We start from the raw sequence: 21188 nt of genomic DNA on the forward strand, positions 1-21188 counted from the left end.
GACATGAATAGCAACGTTAAAGATCGAAAGCCGCGGCTCGTTTTTTTTCAATGGGACCATCAGCCCAATGCGAACGCGGCCGGTTACCTGCTGCTGCACATGCAGCAGCAGGTCAAATGCCTCACAACACATTTCGATGTCGTCGTCATTAACCGCGACTGCGATTATGCAGAGATATGCGACAGGTACGAACCGGATCTGACGCTGTTTGAAAGCGGTTATCGGTCGCATGGGTCGCGTCGGATAACAATCACCAACACCAATACCCATATCGCCGTTCCCAAGCTTGGCCTTCATAACGCCGACGCATGGTGCGATCGACGCGCGGGCTTCCTTTCCGATATGGAGCAGTGGGGCATCGAGGCGTATTTCGCGATCGCAACGATGACTCCGGAATATATGCCGGCGGTGAAGGAAAATCTGTTCGTCTGGCCAAATTTCATCGATCCCGAAGTCTACCACGACTATGGCCAGCAAAAGGTCATCCCGGTCATGCTAACAGGTCAGGCCTATGGCCTTTATCCCTGGCGACAGACGGTCTTTCCGATGATCCGCGACCGTTACCCCTGCCTGGTCTCGCCGCAACACGCCTATGAGAGCAAGCTAGCTTCCCAGCTCCTGTCCGGAGAGGCTTATGCGCGCGCGCTCAACGCGAGCCTCGTCGTCCCCACCTGCGGCACTATGGGCGGCGAGGTCGTACGCAAGCACTTCGAGATTCCCGGGGCAAATGCCTGTCTAGTGACCGAACGCACGGCATCAGTGGAGGCAGCCGGCTTTGTCGATATGGAGAATTGTGTGTTTGTTGACGGCCAAAACGTCGTCGAGCGACTAGATTACCTTTTTGCCCATCCCGACAAAATACGGCGTATCACGAAAGCCGGTTACAGTTTGATCCATTCGTGTCACACACTGAGCCACAGGCCGCAAATATATCAGTGGTTCATGCTGAACAAAGGCCTGCAGTTCGGTGAAAAGATCATTCAGTCCGGCCCCTTCGGCGATCTTACAAAGGTTCAGCGTAGCTCCAGGCGAGAGAGCGTCCATATCGTGGGGGAAGCCAGCGATCGCGCTTTGCTGAAGCAGGGCGACTTGCTTCTCGAGCAGGGCAGGGTGGCGGAGGCCAAGCAGTGCTACGAGCGCTGCCTGGACTATGTATCCTACCTGCCCGAAGCTAAATTCCGCCTTGCCATCTGTGCGTTGCAGGAGGGCGACGCCGATCACGCCTATGAGCTTCTGGTGGACCTGGTCAAGGTGACCATGAGCGAATATGGGGCACTCAACCCGGATCCGGTCGAGTGGGCGTACTTCCTTCTCGCTTTAATCTCCAGAGGCCAGTTTGAGCGGGCGCGAAGGCTGCAAGATTTCTATCCATCGCTATCCCACGACGAATTCAGGCGCGCGCGCCTCGTCATCGCGCAACTCGGTCGCTCAGGCGATGGGGTCGTCTCGGGGCGGTATGGCAGGGATCGAAAAAGCATTCATCAGATTCCTGATCGGAGCGATTCCGAGTGGCTTGCATGGGTTTCCGATATTCTTGAGCGCTGTCAGCAGCCAGATCTTGCAAATGTTCTTCGTCACGCTCCCGTCGGCGGAAGCAGCGCCGGTGAGAAAGTAACATCTCTACAATTCAAACGTGATGCTGGCTGGCGTCTGCGACTATATTCAGGCGTCGATGGCCTGATGGTCAGACTGCGCCTGAATGGCCTGCGGCCGAATGTGCCGCCGCTGCCTGAGTTCCGATATTTCTGGCATCTTGCGCGGGGTCTGGTCCCCCATTCGCAGAGAGGCCCGTTGCGCAAGATCCGAATAGCGCTTTCCAGGCTTCCTATCGGCACCGGCAATTAGCCGTGGGAAAATTGCACATGCAGACAGCCTCACCTGGAGAGTCGTACATGACAGACTTTCTAAGTGAGGCTGAAGATGCAATCGCGGACTCGGTGGCGTATTTGCCGTGCAGCCACCGAGGATGTTTAGAGCGAGAATGCGCTCCTGATGCGATCCAAGATCTGATCGGCCGACCGCATCAGCACAGGCTGTTTGTCGCAGAGCCGCCCGAAAGAAACAGATCGTTGAGCTTGAACACGACTTCCGTCCTGTTCGTCGCTTTGACCTTTTTCATAATATTGCGAACATGCACCTTTACAGTGCTTTCTCGCAGGTTGAGCTCATAAGCGATAATTTTGTTTGCCTTTCCGCGTCGGAGCGCCTCCACGACTTCGACCTGACGATCCGTGAATATGCCGGCTAGCGGGCGTGCGGTCGAATTGCTCGAGTCCAGCAAGTGACGCATGGCGAACAGGGCGCTTGCAGGCACAAAAATTCCTCCTGCCACCGACAGCGCGATCAGCTCCATACAGACACTGACGCTGACTGAGGCGGGGATGAACCCTTTGGCTCCGTACTCAAGTGCCCTAACGATTTGACCGAAATCGTCGCTATCGGCCAATACGATGAGTGGCGTTGATACAAATTCTGAAGAGAGCTTCCGGATTTGCTCCGAAACGGCCGGTTCATCGATCTTTTTGCCGCCGACGTTCAAGAGGATTGCCGAAAGCGGAGGATATTCGTCGCGCTTCTGCTTCCACTCCTCAATTGATCCAAATGCCAGAATCTGCAAATCCGCCTTTTGGGCAGCCATGCATTGCGCCAGGCATTGCCGATCAAGCTCACGATTATCGAGAATGACAAGCGAATGCGTGTGTCTTCCCGGCACGACAGCTGTGTTCGGATTATCTATCCTGAGGGGAAGAGCTACGTTCTCCTGCCTGAGGTCCAAATTCGGTATAAGTGCTGAATTCACAGCTTCACCCTCCCCTAACACGTTACGCTCAACTAAGGCTCCGAGTACCAACCCCTCTCAATTCGGGGGTTTAGGAAACTCTAAAGTAGGAATCGAATACCACAATTCGCGGAACGTTACAGTAGCTAATATAGGCTAAGTAGCGCACAACTTTCATAACAAGTCGGAAATATAAAGTAAATCTGAAGTAGTCTTACGCGTTACTAGATAATTTTCAGGATAAACTTCATCGTTACACCGTAGTTTGTGACGGGTCACTAAATGCATGGAAACAATCGCAGTCTCCGGCGGAGGACCGGCTGCGGATGCGGTAGGTGAGTCCGCCACCAACGTTGGCCGATGTATGAACATGGGCGTAAGTCATCATAAGTAGATACGCCTTTAGGTGAATAACCTTAAACGTTTTGTTTCTTTACTCAGATGCAGAAAACAATTCTCTTTGCAATGTAGAAAAATATTAGCCCTGTCGGTGTGAAACCTTGGGTGCAATCAAGCGATTGTTGGTTTCAACTGGAAGTCTGGGCGTGTTCAAGAGTAGGGGTTTTGCAGGGATGATTGCATCAAACGTCAAGCTGGATGACGGCACCATTATCCACCATCCGGATCTTGTGAATCTATACGGCTGCACAATTGGTGCGGGAACGCGCATCGGCACCTTCGTTGAGATCCAGAAAAACGTCCTGGTCGGAAAAAGCTGCAAGATCTCCAGCCATTCCTTTCTCTGTGAGGGCGTGACGCTGGAAGACGGCGTGTTCATAGGCCACGGGGTCATGTTTACGAACGACACATACCCGCGCGCCGTCAATCCGGATGGCAGCCTGCAGACGGAGGTCGACTGGATTGTCGTCCCGACCCTGGTCAAGCGCCACGCGTCGATCGGCAGCAACGCCACCATTCTGCCTGGCGTGACCATCGGAGAGGCTGCGCAGGTCGGCGCCGGAGCGGTTGTAACAAAAGATGTACCGGATGGGGCCATTGTTATTGGCGTTCCGGCCAGGGTGATCGGTCGCGTCAATGACGGACCAGTCGACATGTATGCGTTGGGAGGAATGAAATGATCGGCATTGCTGTTGTTGGGTATGGATATTGGGGCCCGAATCTGGTTCGCAACATCTCGGAGGCGGCCGGAGCGCACCTCGTTTCTGTCTGTGATCTCAATGTTGACCGGTTGGCGGCTGTCAAAAGCCGCTACCCCGCCGTGACGATCACCGATGATTTCGAGGAAGTGCTGCGTGATCCAAGAGTGGATGCCATCGCTATCGCGACGCCGGTCTTCACCCATTTCAAGCTCGCAATGCAGGCGATGATGGCCGGAAAGCATGTCTTCGTCGAAAAGCCGATGGCATCGACGACGGAGGAAGCTTCGCGGATGGTCGAAGAGGCCGCACGCCGACGCCTCGTGCTGGCGGTGGATCATACCTTCGTCCACACCGGCGCCGTCCGCAAGATGCGCGAACTGGTCGAGAACGGCTTGGGCGACATGTATTATTACGACTCGGTTCGGGTCAATTTGGGGCTCTTTCAGCATGATGTCAGCGTCATCTGGGACCTCGCGGTGCATGATCTCTCCATCCTGGACCATGTCGTGCAGGAAAGGCCGGTGGCTGTTTCAGCGACAGGCATGAGCCATGTCCTCGGCGAGCCGGAAAACATCGCCTATCTGACACTCTTCTTCGAAAGCAAGCTCATCGCACACATCCACGTCAATTGGCTGGCACCGGTCAAGGTGCGCCGCACGCTGATCGGTGGCAGCAACAAGATGATCGTCTACGATGATCTGGAGCCCAGCGAAAAAATCAAGGTCTACGACAAGGGCATCACGCTGAACCCCAATTCTCAGGCTTACGGCGAGAAAGTGCATCAGATGATGGTCGGCTACCGCAGCGGCGACATGTGGGCGCCCAAGCTCGATATGACCGAAGCACTGAAACGCGAACTGGATCAGTTCGTCGAGTGCATCGAGCAGAACTCGCGGCCCATTACGGACGGCCATGCCGGCCTGCGCGTCGTTCGCATTCTGGAAGCAGCAAGCCGGTCGTTAGCCCAGCGCGGTCGCATCATCGAGCTCGAAGAGGCAAGGCGCATCGCATGATCCCGTTCCTGGACATTAAGGCACAATATCAATCGATCAAGGGTGAGATCGACGCCGCGGTGCTCGGCGTCCTCGCCTCGGGGCAATACGTATTGGGCGACGAGGTCGCGCATTTCGAGCAGGAATTCGCCGACTATTGCAACGTCAAGCATGCGATAGCGGTCAACACCGGAACGAGTGCCTTGCATCTTGCCCTGCTTGCGGCGGGCGTTGGTCCCGGCGATGAGGTCATTACGGTGCCATTCACGTTCGTCGCAACCGTGTCGGCGATCTGCTATACGGGTGCGCGACCCGTGTTCGTCGATGTTGAGCCCGTGACACTCACGATGGATCCGGCGGAGGTCGAGGCAAAGATTACGCCCCGCACCAAGGCCATTGTTCCTGTCCATCTCTACGGTCAAATGGCCGATATGGACGCGATCAAGGCAATTGCCGAGCGCCACGGGATACCCGTCATCGAAGACGCCTGCCAGGCCCATGGTGCGCAATACAAAGGCCACCATGCCGGCAGTATCGGCCTATCCGGCTGCTTCAGCTTCTATCCGGGCAAGAACCTCGGCGCCTGCGGCGAGGGGGGTATGGTCGTTACCAATGACGATGATCAGGCCAAGACGATGCGCATGCTGCGAGACTGGGGTCAGGAGCAACGCTATCACCATCTGCTGAAAGGCTTTAACTATCGCATGGACGCCATTCAAGGCGCGATCCTGCGTGTCAAGCTCCGGCACCTTGAAGACTGGACCGAGGCGCGTCGCGCTCATGCGCGCCGCTACTCTTCGCTGCTTGCCGGATCGACGGATTTGACAATCCCTGTTGAAGCAGCCGACCGGCGTCACGTCTATCATGTTTATGCCATAAGAAGCCGCGATCGCGATGGGCTTCAACGCCTGCTCAGCGCTGAAGGCATTCCGTCCGGGCTCCATTATCCCATCCCTGTTCATCTGCAGAAAGCCCATGCCGACCTTGGTTACCAGGCCGGGGACTTCCCGGTTTCGGAAGCCGCCGCACGGGAGGTCCTCTCGCTGCCGATCTATCCAGAGATGCCTGTACGACACGTTGACCAGGTGGCCGCCGCGCTGGAGTACGCCTATGTCAGTTAACCGCGCCGGCGAGACTCGACTGGTGCAGGCGGTCCATGGTCGCCATGAAAGGCCGGCAGATCCTGGCTATCAAACTGGGTTGGTCGAAGAGCTCAGGCAATCATACGGGCGTGCTGGCCTGATAGACCTTTACGGTCGTTTCGCCACAGGTGACGGTGTCGTTGACACACTGATGCGCAAAGCCATCTGGCAAGCGATCGCGCGGAACTGCGGCACGGGACTGCAGGTCGCGGGCGGCGCCGGTTTCAAACATCCGGAAACGTTCGAAATCGGCAATGGCGTGTTCATCGGCGCCCAGGCCTATATCCAGGGACGCTTCGACGGCACCTGCGTGATCGGCGACAATGTCTGGATCGGCCCGATGGCCTATTTCGATGCACGCGATCTGGTTATCGAGGATTGTGTCGGCTGGGGTCCTGGCGCCAAAGTGCTTGGGTCGACCCACACGGCACTGCCGGTGGATGTGCCGATCATTCGCACGGATCTCGAAATCAAGCCGGTCCGCATCGGCGCATGGGCCGATATTGGAACGAACGCAACAATTCTTCCCGGCGTGAGCATCGGGAAGGGGGCGATCGTCGGAGCGGGCGCAGTCGTTGTTTCCGATGTCGAACCGTTTTCAGTCGTGGCGGGCGTGCCGGCGAAGTTCATACGCTGGCGCACGGAAGCCGATGCTGTGGTCGATATATCGCATGGAGGAAGATCGTGAGAGATCAACGGGTACTCATTACCGGCGGAGCCGGCCTGATCGGGTCGCATATCGCCGATCTCGTCGCATTGGAGAAGCCGCGCGAGATTATCATCCTCGACAACTTCGTGCGCGGACGCCGGGACAATCTCAGCACGGCAATAGGTGGCGGGTCCGTCAACATTATCGAGGGAGATATCCGTGACAGAGCCTTGCTGGCGAAAACCTTCGAGGGTGTGGACATCGTCTTTCACCAAGCGGCCATTCGCATCACGCAATGCGCGGAAGACCCACGGCTTGCCTTCGATGTGCTGGCCGAAGGCACGTTCAATGTTCTCGAAGCTGCCGTAAAGGCAGGCGTGTCGAAGGTCGTCGCTGCCTCTTCAGCGTCTGTGCTGGGCTTGGCAGAGACCTTTCCGACCACCGAAGCGCATCATCCCTATAATAACAGGACGATCTACGGCGCGGCCAAGACCTTTAACGAGGGGCTGCTTCGCAGCTTCGCGGAGATGTACGGCCTGCGCTATGTGGCGCTGCGCTATTTCAACGTATACGGGCCGCGAATGGACGTTTACGGTGCCTATACCGAAGTGTTGATCCGCTGGATGGAGCGTCTGGCGAGCGGAATGCCACCCCTCATCTATGGAGACGGCGGCCAGACGATGGACTTCGTCGATGCACGTGACATCGCCCGGGCAAACCTGCTGGCTGCGAAGAGCGATGTCACCGATGAAGTGTTCAATGTCGCGAGCGGCGAGGAAATAAGCCTCCTGCAACTTGCGCAGATGCTGAGCAGCATCATGGGCGTCTCACTCGAACCGCAGCACAAAGAAGCCCGCACGGTCAACGGCGTAACCCGTCGTCTTGCCGATATCAGCAAGGCCGAGAAACTCCTGGGCTTCAAAGCGGAAATATCGATGGAACAAGGGCTTCGCGATCTTGTCGCCTGGTGGCAGATGAAGACCGCTGCGGAAGGAGGGCAAGCTGCATGAGCCCGTCTCTATCGACGATTCCGGTCGCCAAGCCCGTCCTCGGAGAAGAGGAGGCTGAGGCCGCGCGCCGCGTTATTATGTCAGGATGGGTAACGCAGGGACCGGAAGTCGCGGCCTTCGAGGGCGAATTCGCAGCCTTTGTCGGCGCCGCACATGCCTGCGCCGTTTCAAACTGCACGACCGCACTGCATCTCGCCTTGATGGCGGTCGATGTCGGTGCCGGCGATGAAGTCATCACGGTCAGCCATTCGTTCATCGCCACCGCGAACGCTGTTCGATACTGCAATGCGGTCCCTGTCTTCGTCGACATCGAAGCCGATGGCTACAATATAGACCCCAGCCTGATCGAAGCAGCCATCACGCCCCGCACCAAGGCAATCCTATGTGTGCATCAGCTTGGCATGCCTTGCGATCTCCGCTCGATCGTGGAGATCGGCAAGCGCTATCAGCTCCCGGTCATCGAAGATGCTGCATGCGCGACGGGAAGCGAAATCCTGTGGGACGGGCGGTGGGAAAAGATTGGCAAGCCGCATGGCGACATTGCCTGTTTTTCCTTCCATCCCCGAAAGGTCGTCACGACGGGTGATGGTGGCATGTTGACCACCGCCAATCCTGAGTATGATCGAAAATTCCGGCTGTGGCGTCAGCATGGCATGAGCGTCACCGATGCTGTTCGCCATGGCTCGAAACAGGTGATCTTCGAAGACTATGACGAACTGGGCTACAACTACCGTATGACCGACCTTCAGGCTGCCGTTGGAAGGGAACAGTTGCGGCGGCTGCCGGGGCTGATTGCGCAGCGCAGGCGGCTCGCCGAGCAATATCGTGAGCGCCTGTCTACGATACCTGGGCTCTCACCGGTTGAGCCACATTGGGCTCGTAGCAACTGGCAGAGCTTTTGCGTGAGACTGCCTGATGCCGTCGACCAGCGGAAAGTCATGCAGACACTGCTCGATCAAGGGATCTCGACCCGGCGCGGTGTGATGAACATTCATCTGGAAGGTGCCTATTCCGACCAGAGTTCTTATCGTGCCGCCACAAGTCTGGAGCGAAGCGTGGCAGCGCAGCGGCAAACGGTAGTCCTTCCGCTTTATGCTCAGATGACGGATCTCGACATTGTCAGGGTTGTGGAAGCACTTCGAAGCTCATTGGCTGAGGTCGCCAACATACCCGCCTTACAGCACGATCGGGATATCGCTCTTGTATGATTTCCTGATTGCGTGATGCAATCTTTGTTGTGCCGCAGGACCTGATGCGCATCGCTTCGATGCGCATTTTTTGTTAGAGCCGTCCCTGGTCAATTTGAAGCATTCTGTTGGCTCAAACGGAGTCGGATGGTCGATCCGGCGGGCCCATTTCAGCCAACCCCCGCAGATTTGCCCAGCAAATCTGCAAGACTTCTAGAATAGCCGGGCATCTCTCCACTTGGATCAGAGGCGATCGGCTCGGACGTACCTTGGGTGTGCCCTTCGCCAATCGCCTTTGCCCTGACGAACACCTAGAATGATTCAATCTGACCAGGAAAGGCTCTAGGCGAACTTCGCGATCCATCCTCTGATCACTGCAGGCATCACTTCGGGCGGAAGAAGCTGGACCAGCATGCGCAACGAGTAGATCCCAGTCAGAGCTACGGCCAAGGTGCCGATCCCTATCGCCGGCCATAACGGCAAGACCCAAAACGCCGAGAATACCAGCACCGATGCAGGCAGAAAAAGCAGCACGTGCCTGCGGTTGGCTGGGGATCCGCGGAAGCCGGTAAGCCGCCGCACGATCACGTAAATGAGGATGCTATGCCAGACGTAGAGGCCGAAAAACGCCATGCCTGCTCCTGGCGTACCGAACTTCGATACGAAGTGCCATGCCAGCCCTACATGCACGAGCGTGGCCGCCACCTCCGTCCAGAAGAAAATGGATTGTGCACGCTTCGCCAAGATGATGAAACCCATCGGCCACGCGATGATCCTAAGCATCATGCCAAGGCAGATCCAGCGCAAGAGATCAACCGCGCCATGAAACTCCGAAGAATAAAATAGGCTCATCATGAGCGGCGCCAGCGTCAACGTGGCGAGCAGACCAGGGCCGGCAAGAAGGATGCTGATTTCCATCTGTTCATTGACCAGGCGGTTGCATTCGGCATGATTATCCGCAGTCGTGGTCAGGCGCGGATAGAAGTCCGTTCCCATCGCCTGCAAAATGAAGCCGGCATAGAGACCGCCCAACCCCCAGGCTGCCTGATACAATCCTGCGGCCATCACGCCCCCATCCTTCAATATGATGATGCGGATGGCATAGGCCGCGCCGAAGGTTAGAAGTCCGCTCGCCATGAACACGGCGCCGAATCTCAGCAGAGGTGCCCACTCTTGGCCAAATTGGCGAGCCGACATTCGCGGCGAGTGTGCGCCTATCCGTCTGCTGTACCACCAGGTGGAGAGTGTTGTGACAGCCGCAATCGCTACGACGGAGGGTGCGATCGCCTGCGCGCCGAACAGGTAAATCAGAGGGACCGTGATAACCGTGCCGAAAAAACCTGTGAGCACATTGATGCGGGCAAGATTTGCAATGCCACGTAAGCCCTGGATCAACGCCGTCTGCCCGGACGACACCGTCCGGAAAAATACGGCGAGCGAGAGCAGCGCAATGCCACCGGCGTGCTGGTAGTCGCCGAAGGTGAAATCCGAGACGGGAAATGCCAGCGCCGCAAGAAGGAGCGCGCCAACCACGCCGAGTATTATCGATATGCGTCTCAACGCCTTCGCCGACTGTGCGATCCTCGCATCGTCGTCGGTACCGGCGGCCTCGGCGACCTGTCGCACCCCGCTGCCGCCCAGTCCCAGACCAGCGGCCGTTTGCGCGATATCGACAATTGACTGGTAGAGGCCCATGAGCCCCACGCCTTCAGGCCCAAGCAGAACGGCTAGGGCCTTGTTGCGAATGATGCTTAAAGCAACGTTCACGAGCGAGGAACCGCCCATCAGCATCGTCGACTTGAGGATCTGGGTATAAGTTTGCCCACTGGTTGGGATCATGCGCAAAGTCATCAATTATCCTTGGCCGCTATGCTGTGGGGCGGGATCTCCGGCGCGCTGTCGCCGACATGTTGCCCAACGCCGCTTCGCAGATATGCGGCACAGGCATTGCTGTTGGGCCAGAAAGTGAATTCAAGGTCTGGTCAGGTTTATGACAGCTTGTATCAAGAGCGACTTTTCTCGCCCATGTAGCCGCAGCGCCTTGGCGCTCAATCGTCCGCGGCGAGTTCGCTTGTAATACATGCTTTTCGCGGGTCACTGGCTTGCCTGACTGGCGTGTGTCTCAGGTTCACGCGGCAGGTCGGCGGGCGCGGCCTGAGACACCGGATCCGCAATTGGGGTTCGAACGACCCTCACAACATCACCCGGGATCAGCGCCGTTGTTTCAGAGGCCTGGAACTGCCTGATTTGCCCTTCGCTTCGCCGGCTCACCGTAAACGTCAGCGGGAGCGCCTCGTCGGTGGTCGTCGAGCCTCCTGCCGCAAGGTCATCGAGAAGGAGTTTTTGCGTCATCTCGCGCTTCAATTTGAACTGATCGAGGCCTGCCTGTTCCGACTGCAATTCGGAAGCGACTTCGCTTCGCCGCGTGTCATAAAGCCCCTCAAGATTTCGCGTTGTCTCACTGATCGCCTGACGGCCCCGCATGATGGCGGTGACAAGGTCGAGCCGATCGGAGCGGTAGGTGGTGAGCAACCGTTCCAGATCCAATTGACGCGACGAGAGTGTGAGGCCTTTCGAAACCAGCGTTTTGACGCTGGTCAGCTGCTCCTCGATTGATTTGATATTGTCCTCCGAGCCCTGCACCTTCTCGCCCAGCATGCCGACTTCACTGTTCAAAAGATCACGCAATTCCGTGAGCGCCTTCGACTGCCTGTCCAGCGCATTTGCACGAGCCTGAAAAATAACCCGTTCCTCGTTGTATATTCCCGCAGCGTATTGCTGATCGACGCCGACCGTCTGATCGAACGAGATCTCCTTTGCCCCGATCATCTCTGCTTGGAGCCGTGCTAATTTGGCAGTGCTGCGCAGCAGCGAGTGGTCGATTTCCCGCAGTTCGCCTGCGAGTTTGGTCGTCTGCGATTGCTGCTGACTTGTGGCGCGGAATGGCCCACCGCTCATTGCCAGGGATTGCAGGACGGTAAGTCCGGAACGGAATTTGTACTCGCCAGGCGTGGTTACGTCTCCGACGACATAGATTGGCGGGTATTCGAGAATTTCGATGGTGACTGCGGGTGGCTGAACCAATCCGATTTTTTCTTGCAGACGCTTGGCAATCTCGTTCGTGAGGCTGGTGTTATCGCGATTGCCGACGGAAACAGATCCAAGAAAGGGCAAGAAGACAGCGCCTTTATCCGAGACGGTATATTCGCCGCCAAGCGCATCCCATCGTTCATATTGGCCTTTGGACTGCATCCATTGGACAATCGTCAGACGGATTTTCGTTTGCGGAGCAAAAGCGGTGTCATCGGCGAGAGCCGGCGGCACAGCTCCGGCAAGAAAGACGAGTGTACTGATGACAAGTGTCGCCGGAAAAAACACGTTGAGAACGCGATACGATAGCTTCATTTACATGTCCAGCCTGCAAGAGCATCCTTAAACGGACACCGGTTCAACGCGTTACGCAAGCGTCGGGCACAAAGGTCCGAAGCCGCAATGCCAGTGTGCAATCTGGCGAAGCCTTGCGGAAGGTGGCGGTTGTTTACTTCGCATAATCACTATTGATGAGGTGGGGGAGGGTGCTTAATCTAAACCGGGCAGGAACATGTACCTTCGTTGCGGTACAGGGGCATCGGCCCGGGAAATCAGGTGATCACGCGCAGAAATAGGCGCGCTCGCCGCGAAGGACAACGATCCCTTGCGGCAGAGCCATTGTTCGGATCGCCGATTTTCGAGACGTTGATATTGACCGGCAGCGTCGCCTTAACGGTCGGCGCAAAGAAAAAAGGCCTCGAAACGAACAGCTTGCGTGTCTCGCCCATCACGTGGCCGATGCCAACAATGCCGATTGCCCAAAGGATGCCGCCTGTAGAGCGAAAGGCGTAGGACCTACTCGCTTATTTTTGGGCTATCATTCAGGGCTTCGTAGCAAACGATCCCCGTAGAATCGATCCCGATAATCTCGCGAGAGAGGGCCCCGCCATGTATCGCAACGCTCGCCGGTGGACATCACGCTCACTCCTACTGGATTCGTTGGTTTCCCGATGGCTGACCGTCGGCGGAAAGGGAAGGCCTGGCAAGCCTGCGGATAAGCGCGGGGATAGTGCTCAACTTGCGACATCCGTGCAGACGGCGGATGGAAACAAGCATGATGGTACGCTGGTCGACAATCCCGACAGCAACGCCGCGCTCAATGAGCATGATGTTGGACCGGGTGGGGGCGTGATTGGCGACGCGGACGGTGGGGTGGATATCAACCACCTAGCGCTGCCCTTGCCTGCCCTGCCTGACGCTTTCGCAGCAAATCGCGAGACAGGGGTTCGAACCGGCGACACGCCTGGTTTTGCAGGTTTCGAGCGGGACACGCACGGAGTCGCATTCGGGGCTCAATCGTCCCTTTATCGCACTTACGCTGGAATGAGCCTCATAGGCGACGATCCTTTGGCTCCGTATCTGTCGCAAAGCCCTGCACCGATAGTTTCGGGACAAGGTTCTGCCGCGGTGACGGGCGAGCGTGCGCACTCGGGCAACGTCGTCATCCTCGAATCGAGCCCGTCAGCGCAGGCGACCGCGCAGCATGATGGAGTTAACTCGCTGGCTTTTGGCATGCCCTTTGGTGTGTGCGGATGCGGCTACTTTACCTCCCCTACGCGTATTCTCGATTGGGCCCATGGCGGCGCCGTGCTTCAACAGGACGGTCAATTACCCGGAACCAGGCTGACCGAGGGGCCGGACTTTGTATCGACGATCAAGCGGGCCATCGGCGCCTCGATCAGCGACCCGCTTCTCGATCGTAACCTTTCCCCTCTCTCGGGCTGGCGCGGGACCGCAACGTGGACGGATTCGCCGATCTTGAACGGATCGTTGCCAGGCGGCGGAGAAATCGGAACGGGCACCGCCACATCCAAGGGTATCGGCACTCTTTCCGGCTCGGTGACGACGCCACCTTCAACGCAGCGGTCGTTGACGCCGCAAAATCTGGCGGCCGCGGCCGCGGCTGCGGCAAGCAACCTGATCGTGCTGGAAAATCAGAAGCTGGGTAACCCAGAGAGCGAGTGGGGCATCGACGGTGCCGGTAGCTCCAACATCGAGGGATTTGCGACCGACATCAGCGTCGACAATGGCAAGACGATCAGCTTCAAGATCAATACGAATTCCACCAACTATCGGATCGATATATACCGGCTCGGCTATTATGGCGGCATGGGCGCGCGCAAGGTCGACACCATTCAGCATACTGGATTGCAGAATCAACCTAATCCGTTGCGCAATGCCACGACCGGCACGGTCGATGCTGGAAACTGGGCCGTGTCGGCCTCGTGGACCGCACCCGAGGACGCCGTATCAGGCGTCTATATCGCCAAGCTGGTGCGTCAGGATGGCACCTCCGGCGAAAATCACATCCCGTTCATCGTGCGCGACGACGACAGCCACAGCGACATCGTCTTCCAGACGGCAGACCAGACCTGGCAAGCTTACAACGGTTGGGGTGGCGCAAACCTCTACGGCGGCAACGGTCCGGCGACGGGGCAGGGTGCGGGTCGCGCCTATGCGGTCAGCTACAACAGACCGATCGCGACCCGCGGCGGGGTTGGCACTTTTGCCGGTCCGCAGGATTATCTGTTCGGCGCCGAATATGCGGGTATCTACTGGCTGGAACAGAACGGCTATGACGTCTCCTACCTGTCGGGTGTCGACGCCGACCGCTATGGCAGCCTGTTGCTCAATCACAAGACCTATGTTGATGCGGGGCATGACGAATACTGGTCTGGACAGCAGCGGACCAATGTCGAAGCAGCGCGCGATGCGGGCGTCAACCTGATGTTTTGGAGCGGTAACGAGGTCTATTGGCGCACCCGTTGGGGCAACGCCTATAGCGCCGATGGCACGCCCTATCGCACTCTGATCACCTATAAGGAGACATTTTCGCCCGGCGCGAGCATCGACCCTTCCAACGAATGGACAGGCACATTCCGTGATCCGCGCCTCAGCCCACCCGCCGTCGGCGGCGGCAATCCGGAAAACTCGCTGACTGGACAGTTGTTCAAGGTCGATGATGTCGGCAGCAATCTCGCCGCGATCACGGTCGGATATGACGACGCCAACCTGCGCTTCTGGCGCAATACGAGTGTTGCCAATCTTCAGCCTGGCCAGACCGCAACGCTCACCAAAAACTATCTTGGTTACGAATGGGACGAAGCGGTCGACAACGGCTTCGATCCGGCTGGCCTTGTCAAGCTGTCGTCGACGACGCTTCCGGTCAGCACCTACTTGCTCGACTACGGAAACACGACCGGCAATGCGACCTCGACCCACAATTTGACGCTCTATCGTGCGCCGAGCGGTGCGCTGGTGTTTGGCGCCGGGACGGTCTACTGGACATGGGGCCTGAGCGACAATCACGACAACCAGGCGACTCCGACCGATCCCCGCGTACAGCAGGCGATGGTCAATCTGCTTGCCGATATGGGCATTCAGCCTGGGACGCTGCAATCCGGGCTTGTCGCTACAACCGGTTCCACGGACCATGTTGCACCGACGTCCGTCATCACGGTGCCCCCGACGGTGGCCGTCGGAACCAACGTGACGATTACGGGCACCGCTGCCGACACGGGCGGCGGGGTAGTGGCCAGCGTCGAGGTTTCGACCGACAACGGCGCGAGCTGGCATCCAGCGACGGGTGATGAGAACTGGACTTATTCCTGGTCGCCGCAAGTCGCCGGTAGCTACACGATCCTGTCCCGCGCCGTCGACGACAACATCAACCTTGAAACACCTTCGGCCGGGCGAACGGTCACCGTCAGCGGACCGAGTTACACGTCTCTCTTCGGTTCGGCGACGCCAGCGGTCGTCAACACCGACGATACCTCAGCCGTAGAACTCGGTGTCAAATTCCAGACCTCTTTGGCAGGGACCATCACCGGCATTCGCTTCTACAAGGGCAGCCAGGATACGGGCACGCATACCGGTTCTTTATGGTCTAGCACCGGTACGCGGCTTGCGACCCTCACCTTCACCAACGAGACCGCCAGCGGCTGGCAGATCGCCTATTTCACCAGTCCGGTGGCGCTGACGGCCGGACAAACCTATACAGCGTCTTACCACACGAATACCGGTCACTATTCGACAACCGCCGACTACTTCATCTCCAATGTGACGAGTGGGCCTCTGACGGCACCGGCCAGCGGCAACGGCGTATACACCTATGGCAGCGCCAGCCTGTACCCCACAGGCACATTCCAGTCGACGAACTATTGGGTCGATGTGATGTTTACCACGTCGGGATCGAACACGACGCCGACGGCGGTTGCCGATGCGGGGGATGCGACCGAGAAGGGTGGCGTGGGCAACGGTTCGGGTGGTGTGGTTGCCAGCGGCAATGTGCTGACCAACGATACCGATACGGATGCCGGTGACACCAAGACGGTGACGGCGATCCGCTTCGGCGCCACAACCGGCACGCTCGGTTCGGCACTGAACGGCACCTATGGCAGTCTCGTCCTCAGCGCATCGGGCGTCTATAGCTATGCCGTCAACGAGACCAATGCCGCCGTGCAGGCATTGCGGCAGTCGACCAACACGCTGAGCGATGTCTTCAGCTACACGATGCGTGACACGGCCGGCGCCACCGCCACGGCCAGCCTCACTGTCACCATCCACGGCGCCAACGACGCGCCGGTGCTGGCGGTCCAGACGGCTAGCCAGAACGCCACCGTCGGCTCTGCCTTCTCCTTCGTGCTGCCGACGACGACCTTCACCGATGTCGACAGCGGCGAGACGCTGGCCTATGCGGCAACGTCCGCCGATGGCACGGCGCTGCCCGCTTGGCTGAGCTTCAATGCCTCGACGAGGACCTTCTCCGGAACGGCGACGACGACTGGTACCTATGGCGTCAGGGTCACGACGACCGACCTTGGCGGCCTCACCGCCAACGAGACCTTCAACATCGCCGTGTCGACGCCTGGCAACACGACGCCGACGGCGGTTGCCGATGCCGGGGATGCGACCGAGAAGGGTGGCGTCGGCAACGGTTCGGGCGGCGTGGTTGCCAGCGGCAACGTGCTGACCAACGACACCGATGCGGATGCCGGTGACACCAAGGCGGTGACGGCGATCCGTTTCGGCGCGACATCAGGCACGCTCGGCACGGCCTTGAATGGTACCTACGGCAGTCTCGTGCTCAGTGCATCGGGCGTCTATAGTTATGCCGTCAATGAGACCAATGCTGCCGTGCAGGCATTGCGGCAGTCGACCAACACGCTGAGCGATGTCTTCAGCTACACGATGCGCGACACTGGCGGTGCCATCGCCACGGCAAACCTGACCGTCACCATCCATGGCGCCAACGACGCGCCGGTGCTGGCCGTCCAGACGGCTGCCCAGAACGCCAGCGTCGGCACAGCCTTCTCGTTCGTGCTGCCGACGACGACCTTCACCGATGTCGATAGCGGCGAAACGCTGACCTACACGGCAACGGCTGCCGATGGCACGGCACTGCCTGCCTGGCTCGCCTTCAACGCCACGACGCGGACCTTCAGCGGCACACCGACGACATCCGGCACCTATGGCGTCAGGGTGACGGCAACCGACCTCGGCGGCCTTGCCGCCAACGAGACCTTCAATATCACTGCGACAGTGGCGCCTGCGACCTACAGCCTGTTCAACGCCTCCAGCACACCTCAGACCAACCTCAACGACGGTCAGCAGCTCGAGGTCGGCGTCAAATTCCAGTCGAACGTTATCGGTGATGTCACCGCCATCAAGTTCTACCGCAACGCCAACGACAACGGACAGAACGTCGTCGATCTGTGGACCACCACCGGCACCAAACTTGCCACCGCCACCTTCACCAACACCACGGCGAGCGGCTGGCAGACGGTGAACTTTACAACGCCCGTCACCATCGCCGCCAACACCACCTATATCGCCTCCTACCACACCACCGGCGCATACGTGGCGAGCAATGGCTTCTTCGCTAACGGCGTCAGCAACGGTCCGCTATCGGCGCTATCCAGCGCTGCGGCTGGCGGCAATGGCGTCTATGCTTACGGCGGATCTGCCACCCTTGGCATTTTCCCGAATGCCACCTTCAACGCTGCCAATTATTGGGCCGATGTGGTCTTCCGTCCGGCATCGACAACACCGAACACGACGCCGACGGCGGTTGCCGATGCGGGGGATGCGACCGAGAAGGGTGGCGTGGGCAACGGTTCGGGTGGTGTGGTTGCCAGCGGCAATGTGCTGACCAACGATACCGATACGGATGCCGGTGACACCAAGACGGTGACGGCGATCCGCTTCGGCGCCACAACCGGCACGCTCGGTTCGGCACTGAACGGCACCTATGGCAGTCTCGTCCTCAGCGCATCGGGCGTCTATAGCTATGCCGTCAACGAGACCAATGCCGCCGTGCAGGCATTGCGGCAGTCGACCAACACGCTGAGCGATGTCTTCAGCTACACGATGCGTGACACGGCCGGCGCCACCGCCACGGCCAGCCTCACTGTCACCATCCACGGCGCCAACGACGCGCCGGTGCTGGCGGTCCAGACGGCTAGCCAGAACGCCACCGTCGGCTCTGCCTTCTCCTTCGTGCTGCCGACGACGACCTTCACCGATGTCGACAGCGGCGAGACGCTGGCCTATGCGGCAACGTCCGCCGATGGCACGGCGCTGCCCGCTTGGCTGAGCTTCAATGCCTCGACGAGGACCTTCTCCGGAACGGCGACGACGACTGGTACCTATGGCGTCAGGGTCACGACGACCGACCTTGGCGGCCTCACCGCCAACGAGACCTTCAACATCGCCGTGTCGACGCCTGGCAACACGACGCCGACGGCGGTTGCCGATGCCGGGGATGCGACCGAGAAGGGTGGCGTCGGCAACGGTTCGGGCGGCGTGGTTGCCAGCGGCAACGTGCTGACCAACGACACCGATGCGGATGCCGGTGACACCAAGGCGGTGACGGCGATCCGTTTCGGCGCGACATCAGGCACGCTCGGCACGGCCTTGAATGGTACCTACGGCAGTCTCGTGCTCAGTGCATCGGGCGTCTATAGTTATGCCGTCAATGAGACCAATGCTGCCGTGCAGGCATTGCGGCAGTCGACCAACACGCTGAGCGATGTCTTCAGCTACACGATGCGCGACACTGGCGGTGCCATCGCCACGGCAAACCTGACCGTCACCATCCATGGCGCCAACGACGCGCCGGTGCTGGCCGTCCAGACGGCTGCCCAGAACGCCAGCGTCGGCACAGCCTTCTCGTTCGTGCTGCCGACGACGACCTTCACCGATGTCGATAGCGGCGAAACGCTGACCTACACGGCAACGGCTGCCGATGGCACGGCACTGCCTGCCTGGCTCGCCTTCAACGCCACGACGCGGACCTTCAGCGGCACACCGACGACATCCGGCACCTATGGCGTCAGGGTGACGGCAACCGACCTCGGCGGCCTTGCCGCCAACGAGACCTTCAATATCACTGCGACAGTGGCGCCTGCGACCTACAGCCTGTTCAACGCCTCCAGCACACCTCAGACCAACCTCAACGACGGTCAGCAGCTCGAGGTCGGCGTCAAATTCCAGTCGAACGTTATCGGTGATGTCACCGCCATCAAGTTCTACCGCAACGCCAACGACAACGGACAGAACGTCGTCGATCTGTGGACCACCACCGGCACCAAACTTGCCACCGCCACCTTCACCAACACCACGGCGAGCGGCTGGCAGACGGTGAACTTTACAACGCCCGTCACCATCGCCGCCAACACCACCTATATCGCCTCCTACCACACCACCGGCGCATACGTGGCGAGCAATGGCTTCTTCGCTAACGGCGTCAGCAACGGTCCGCTATCGGCGCTATCCAGCGCTGCGGCTGGCGGCAATGGCGTCTATGCTTACGGCGGATCTGCCACCACAGGTCTCTTCCCGACCAGCACCTTTGACTCGGCAAACTATTATGCCGATGTGGTCTTCCGGCCGCAGCTTGCAGCTTAACGCGTCGAACGAGATTAGAGACGGTTTCGAATGAGGCTCATAAAACGCAAATGACAGTCGCTCCGAATGCCCTCATTCAAGGGATGCTGATAACGAGCATCGACCGGTTGCCGGTGACAGTGCTCTCGGGTTTTCTCGGCGCCGGCAAGACGACGCTTCTCAGCCACGTGTTGACCAATCGCGAGGGCCTGCGGGTCGCGGTCATCGTCAACGATATGAGCGAAGTGAACATAGATGCCAGTCTTATTCGGGACGGCAGCTGTAACCTGTCGCATACGACGGAGACGTTGATCGAGCTCAGCAATGGCTGCATATGCTGCACCCTGCGCAACGATCTCCTGACGGAAGTGCGGCGACTGGCCGAAGAGGGGCGATACGACTATCTTTTGATCGAAGGGAGCGGCATTGCGGAGCCATGCCCTATCGCGGCAACTTTTTCATTCCGCGACGAGAACGGTGTTTCGCTCTCCGATTTTGCGAGACTCGACACGATGGTGACCGTCGTCGACGCCGCAAGCCTCTTGGCCGACTACAGCAGCGCTGATCTGCTTCGCGATCGCGGCCTGCAGCGGGACGGTGACGACCGGCGGACGCTCATCGACCTGTTGGTGGACCAGATCGAGTTTGCCGATATTGTCGTGATCAACAAGATCTCGGATGCGAGCGAAGAGGTCCGCGCGGAAGTTCGCAAGACGGTGGCCGCACTCAACCCGGATGCCCGCCAGGTGGAGACCGACTTCGGCAAGGTTTCTGTTGCAACCATCCTCAGTACGGGCCTCTTCGATGAAGCAAAAGCCGCTGCTCACCCGTTGTGGCACAAGGAGCTGTACAATCCGGGCGAACATGTTCCGGAGACGGAGGAATACGGGGTATCGAGCTTTGTCTATCGCACGAGGCGTCCCTTCGACCCCAAGCGGTTTCGAGCATTCCTGGACGAGCCTTGGCCGGGGGTAATACGCGCCAAAGGCCATTTCTGGCTTGCCACGCGCCCGCGTCACGTCGGTCTGATGTCGGTTGCCGGGGTGCAACGGCGCTGTGAACCTATGGGGCTCTGGTGGGCGGCCGTTCCCCGACAAGACTGGCCGAGCCATCAACGGTTTCGCCAGCAACTCGAGAGCCGATGGGACAGCGCTTGGGGCGACCGTCGGCAGGAGCTCGTGTTCATCGGTGTTGATATGGACGAGACAGGCGTCCGGACCGCGTTGGACGACTGCCTGGCCAACTCGGACCCGCGGGACTGGTCGGCTCTCGAAGATCCGTTTCCGGCCTGGTAGCACGGGTCGACGCGGGTATACCGGCTCGACCGGCCGGACCGGCGAGACAATACCGAA

13 protein-coding genes are annotated in these 21188 nt (G+C 59.0%); 9 read left to right on the plus strand and 4 right to left on the minus strand.

Annotated elements, in window-relative coordinates; genetic code table 11:
* The first annotated feature begins 3 nt into the window (after positions 1-3).
* Positions 4-1845, plus strand: a complete 1842-nt coding sequence (locus AC25BC_RS33645; RefSeq protein WP_128439906.1) for a glycosyltransferase family protein — start codon at positions 4-6, stop codon at positions 1843-1845.
* Between the two features lie 178 nt (positions 1846-2023).
* On the opposite strand, the gene AC25BC_RS33650 is transcribed toward AC25BC_RS33645, so the two are convergent.
* Positions 2024-2800: a response regulator transcription factor gene (locus AC25BC_RS33650; protein WP_012760121.1), complete on the minus strand. Its 777-nt coding sequence runs from the start codon at positions 2798-2800 to the stop codon at positions 2024-2026.
* Between the two features lie 551 nt (positions 2801-3351).
* Here AC25BC_RS33650 and AC25BC_RS33655 point away from each other — a divergent pair.
* Genes AC25BC_RS33655 through AC25BC_RS33680 form a run of 6 tightly spaced genes read left to right on the plus strand, consistent with a single transcriptional unit; the run spans position 3352 to position 8880 of the window.
* On the plus strand, positions 3352-3858 hold the full coding sequence (locus AC25BC_RS33655; protein ID WP_128439993.1) for an acyltransferase: 507 nt from the start codon (positions 3352-3354) through the stop codon (positions 3856-3858).
* Positions 3855-4892 (plus strand): Gfo/Idh/MocA family protein, encoded by a 1038-nt coding sequence (locus AC25BC_RS33660; RefSeq protein WP_128439905.1) that lies wholly within the window; start codon positions 3855-3857, stop codon positions 4890-4892. Before AC25BC_RS33655 ends, AC25BC_RS33660 begins: the two co-directional genes overlap by 4 nt.
* Positions 4889-5992 (plus strand): DegT/DnrJ/EryC1/StrS family aminotransferase, encoded by a 1104-nt coding sequence (locus AC25BC_RS33665; protein WP_128439904.1) that lies wholly within the window; start codon positions 4889-4891, stop codon positions 5990-5992. Before AC25BC_RS33660 ends, AC25BC_RS33665 begins: the two co-directional genes overlap by 4 nt.
* On the plus strand, positions 5982-6701 hold the full coding sequence (locus AC25BC_RS33670; protein ID WP_128439903.1) for an acyltransferase: 720 nt from the start codon (positions 5982-5984) through the stop codon (positions 6699-6701). The genes AC25BC_RS33665 and AC25BC_RS33670 overlap by 11 nt, the downstream gene beginning before the upstream one ends.
* Positions 6698-7672, plus strand: coding sequence for an NAD-dependent epimerase/dehydratase family protein (locus tag AC25BC_RS33675; protein ID WP_128439902.1), 975 nt, complete (start codon positions 6698-6700; stop codon positions 7670-7672). Before AC25BC_RS33670 ends, AC25BC_RS33675 begins: the two co-directional genes overlap by 4 nt.
* Positions 7669-8880, plus strand: a complete 1212-nt coding sequence (locus tag AC25BC_RS33680) for a DegT/DnrJ/EryC1/StrS family aminotransferase (protein WP_128439901.1) — start codon at positions 7669-7671, stop codon at positions 8878-8880. Before AC25BC_RS33675 ends, AC25BC_RS33680 begins: the two co-directional genes overlap by 4 nt.
* Before the next feature lie 321 nt (positions 8881-9201).
* Here the strand turns inward: AC25BC_RS33680 and AC25BC_RS33685 are convergent, their stop codons facing one another.
* From AC25BC_RS33685 to AC25BC_RS33695, 3 genes are all read right to left on the minus strand, one after another.
* Positions 9202-10710, minus strand: a complete 1509-nt coding sequence (locus tag AC25BC_RS33685; RefSeq protein ID WP_128439900.1) for an O-antigen translocase — start codon at positions 10708-10710, stop codon at positions 9202-9204.
* A gap of 243 nt (positions 10711-10953) precedes the next feature.
* The gene (locus AC25BC_RS33690; protein WP_128439899.1) at positions 10954-12264 is read right to left on the minus strand and encodes a polysaccharide biosynthesis/export family protein; all 1311 of its coding nucleotides are present in this window, start codon (positions 12262-12264) and stop codon (positions 10954-10956) included.
* A gap of 236 nt (positions 12265-12500) precedes the next feature.
* Positions 12501-12677, minus strand: coding sequence for a hypothetical protein (locus tag AC25BC_RS33695; RefSeq protein ID WP_164903042.1), 177 nt, complete (start codon positions 12675-12677; stop codon positions 12501-12503).
* A 160-nt stretch (positions 12678-12837) separates the two neighbouring features.
* Here AC25BC_RS33695 and AC25BC_RS33700 point away from each other — a divergent pair, with 160 nt between their 5' ends.
* Positions 12838-19857, plus strand: coding sequence for a DUF4082 domain-containing protein (locus tag AC25BC_RS33700; protein WP_128439898.1), 7020 nt, complete (start codon positions 12838-12840; stop codon positions 19855-19857).
* Positions 19858-19907: 50 nt separating this feature from the next.
* Positions 19908-21131, plus strand: a complete 1224-nt coding sequence (locus AC25BC_RS33705) for a GTP-binding protein (protein ID WP_206642404.1) — start codon at positions 19908-19910, stop codon at positions 21129-21131.
* The last annotated feature ends 57 nt before the right edge of the window (positions 21132-21188 follow it).

This window comes from Rhizobium sp. WSM409, assembly GCF_057653825.1.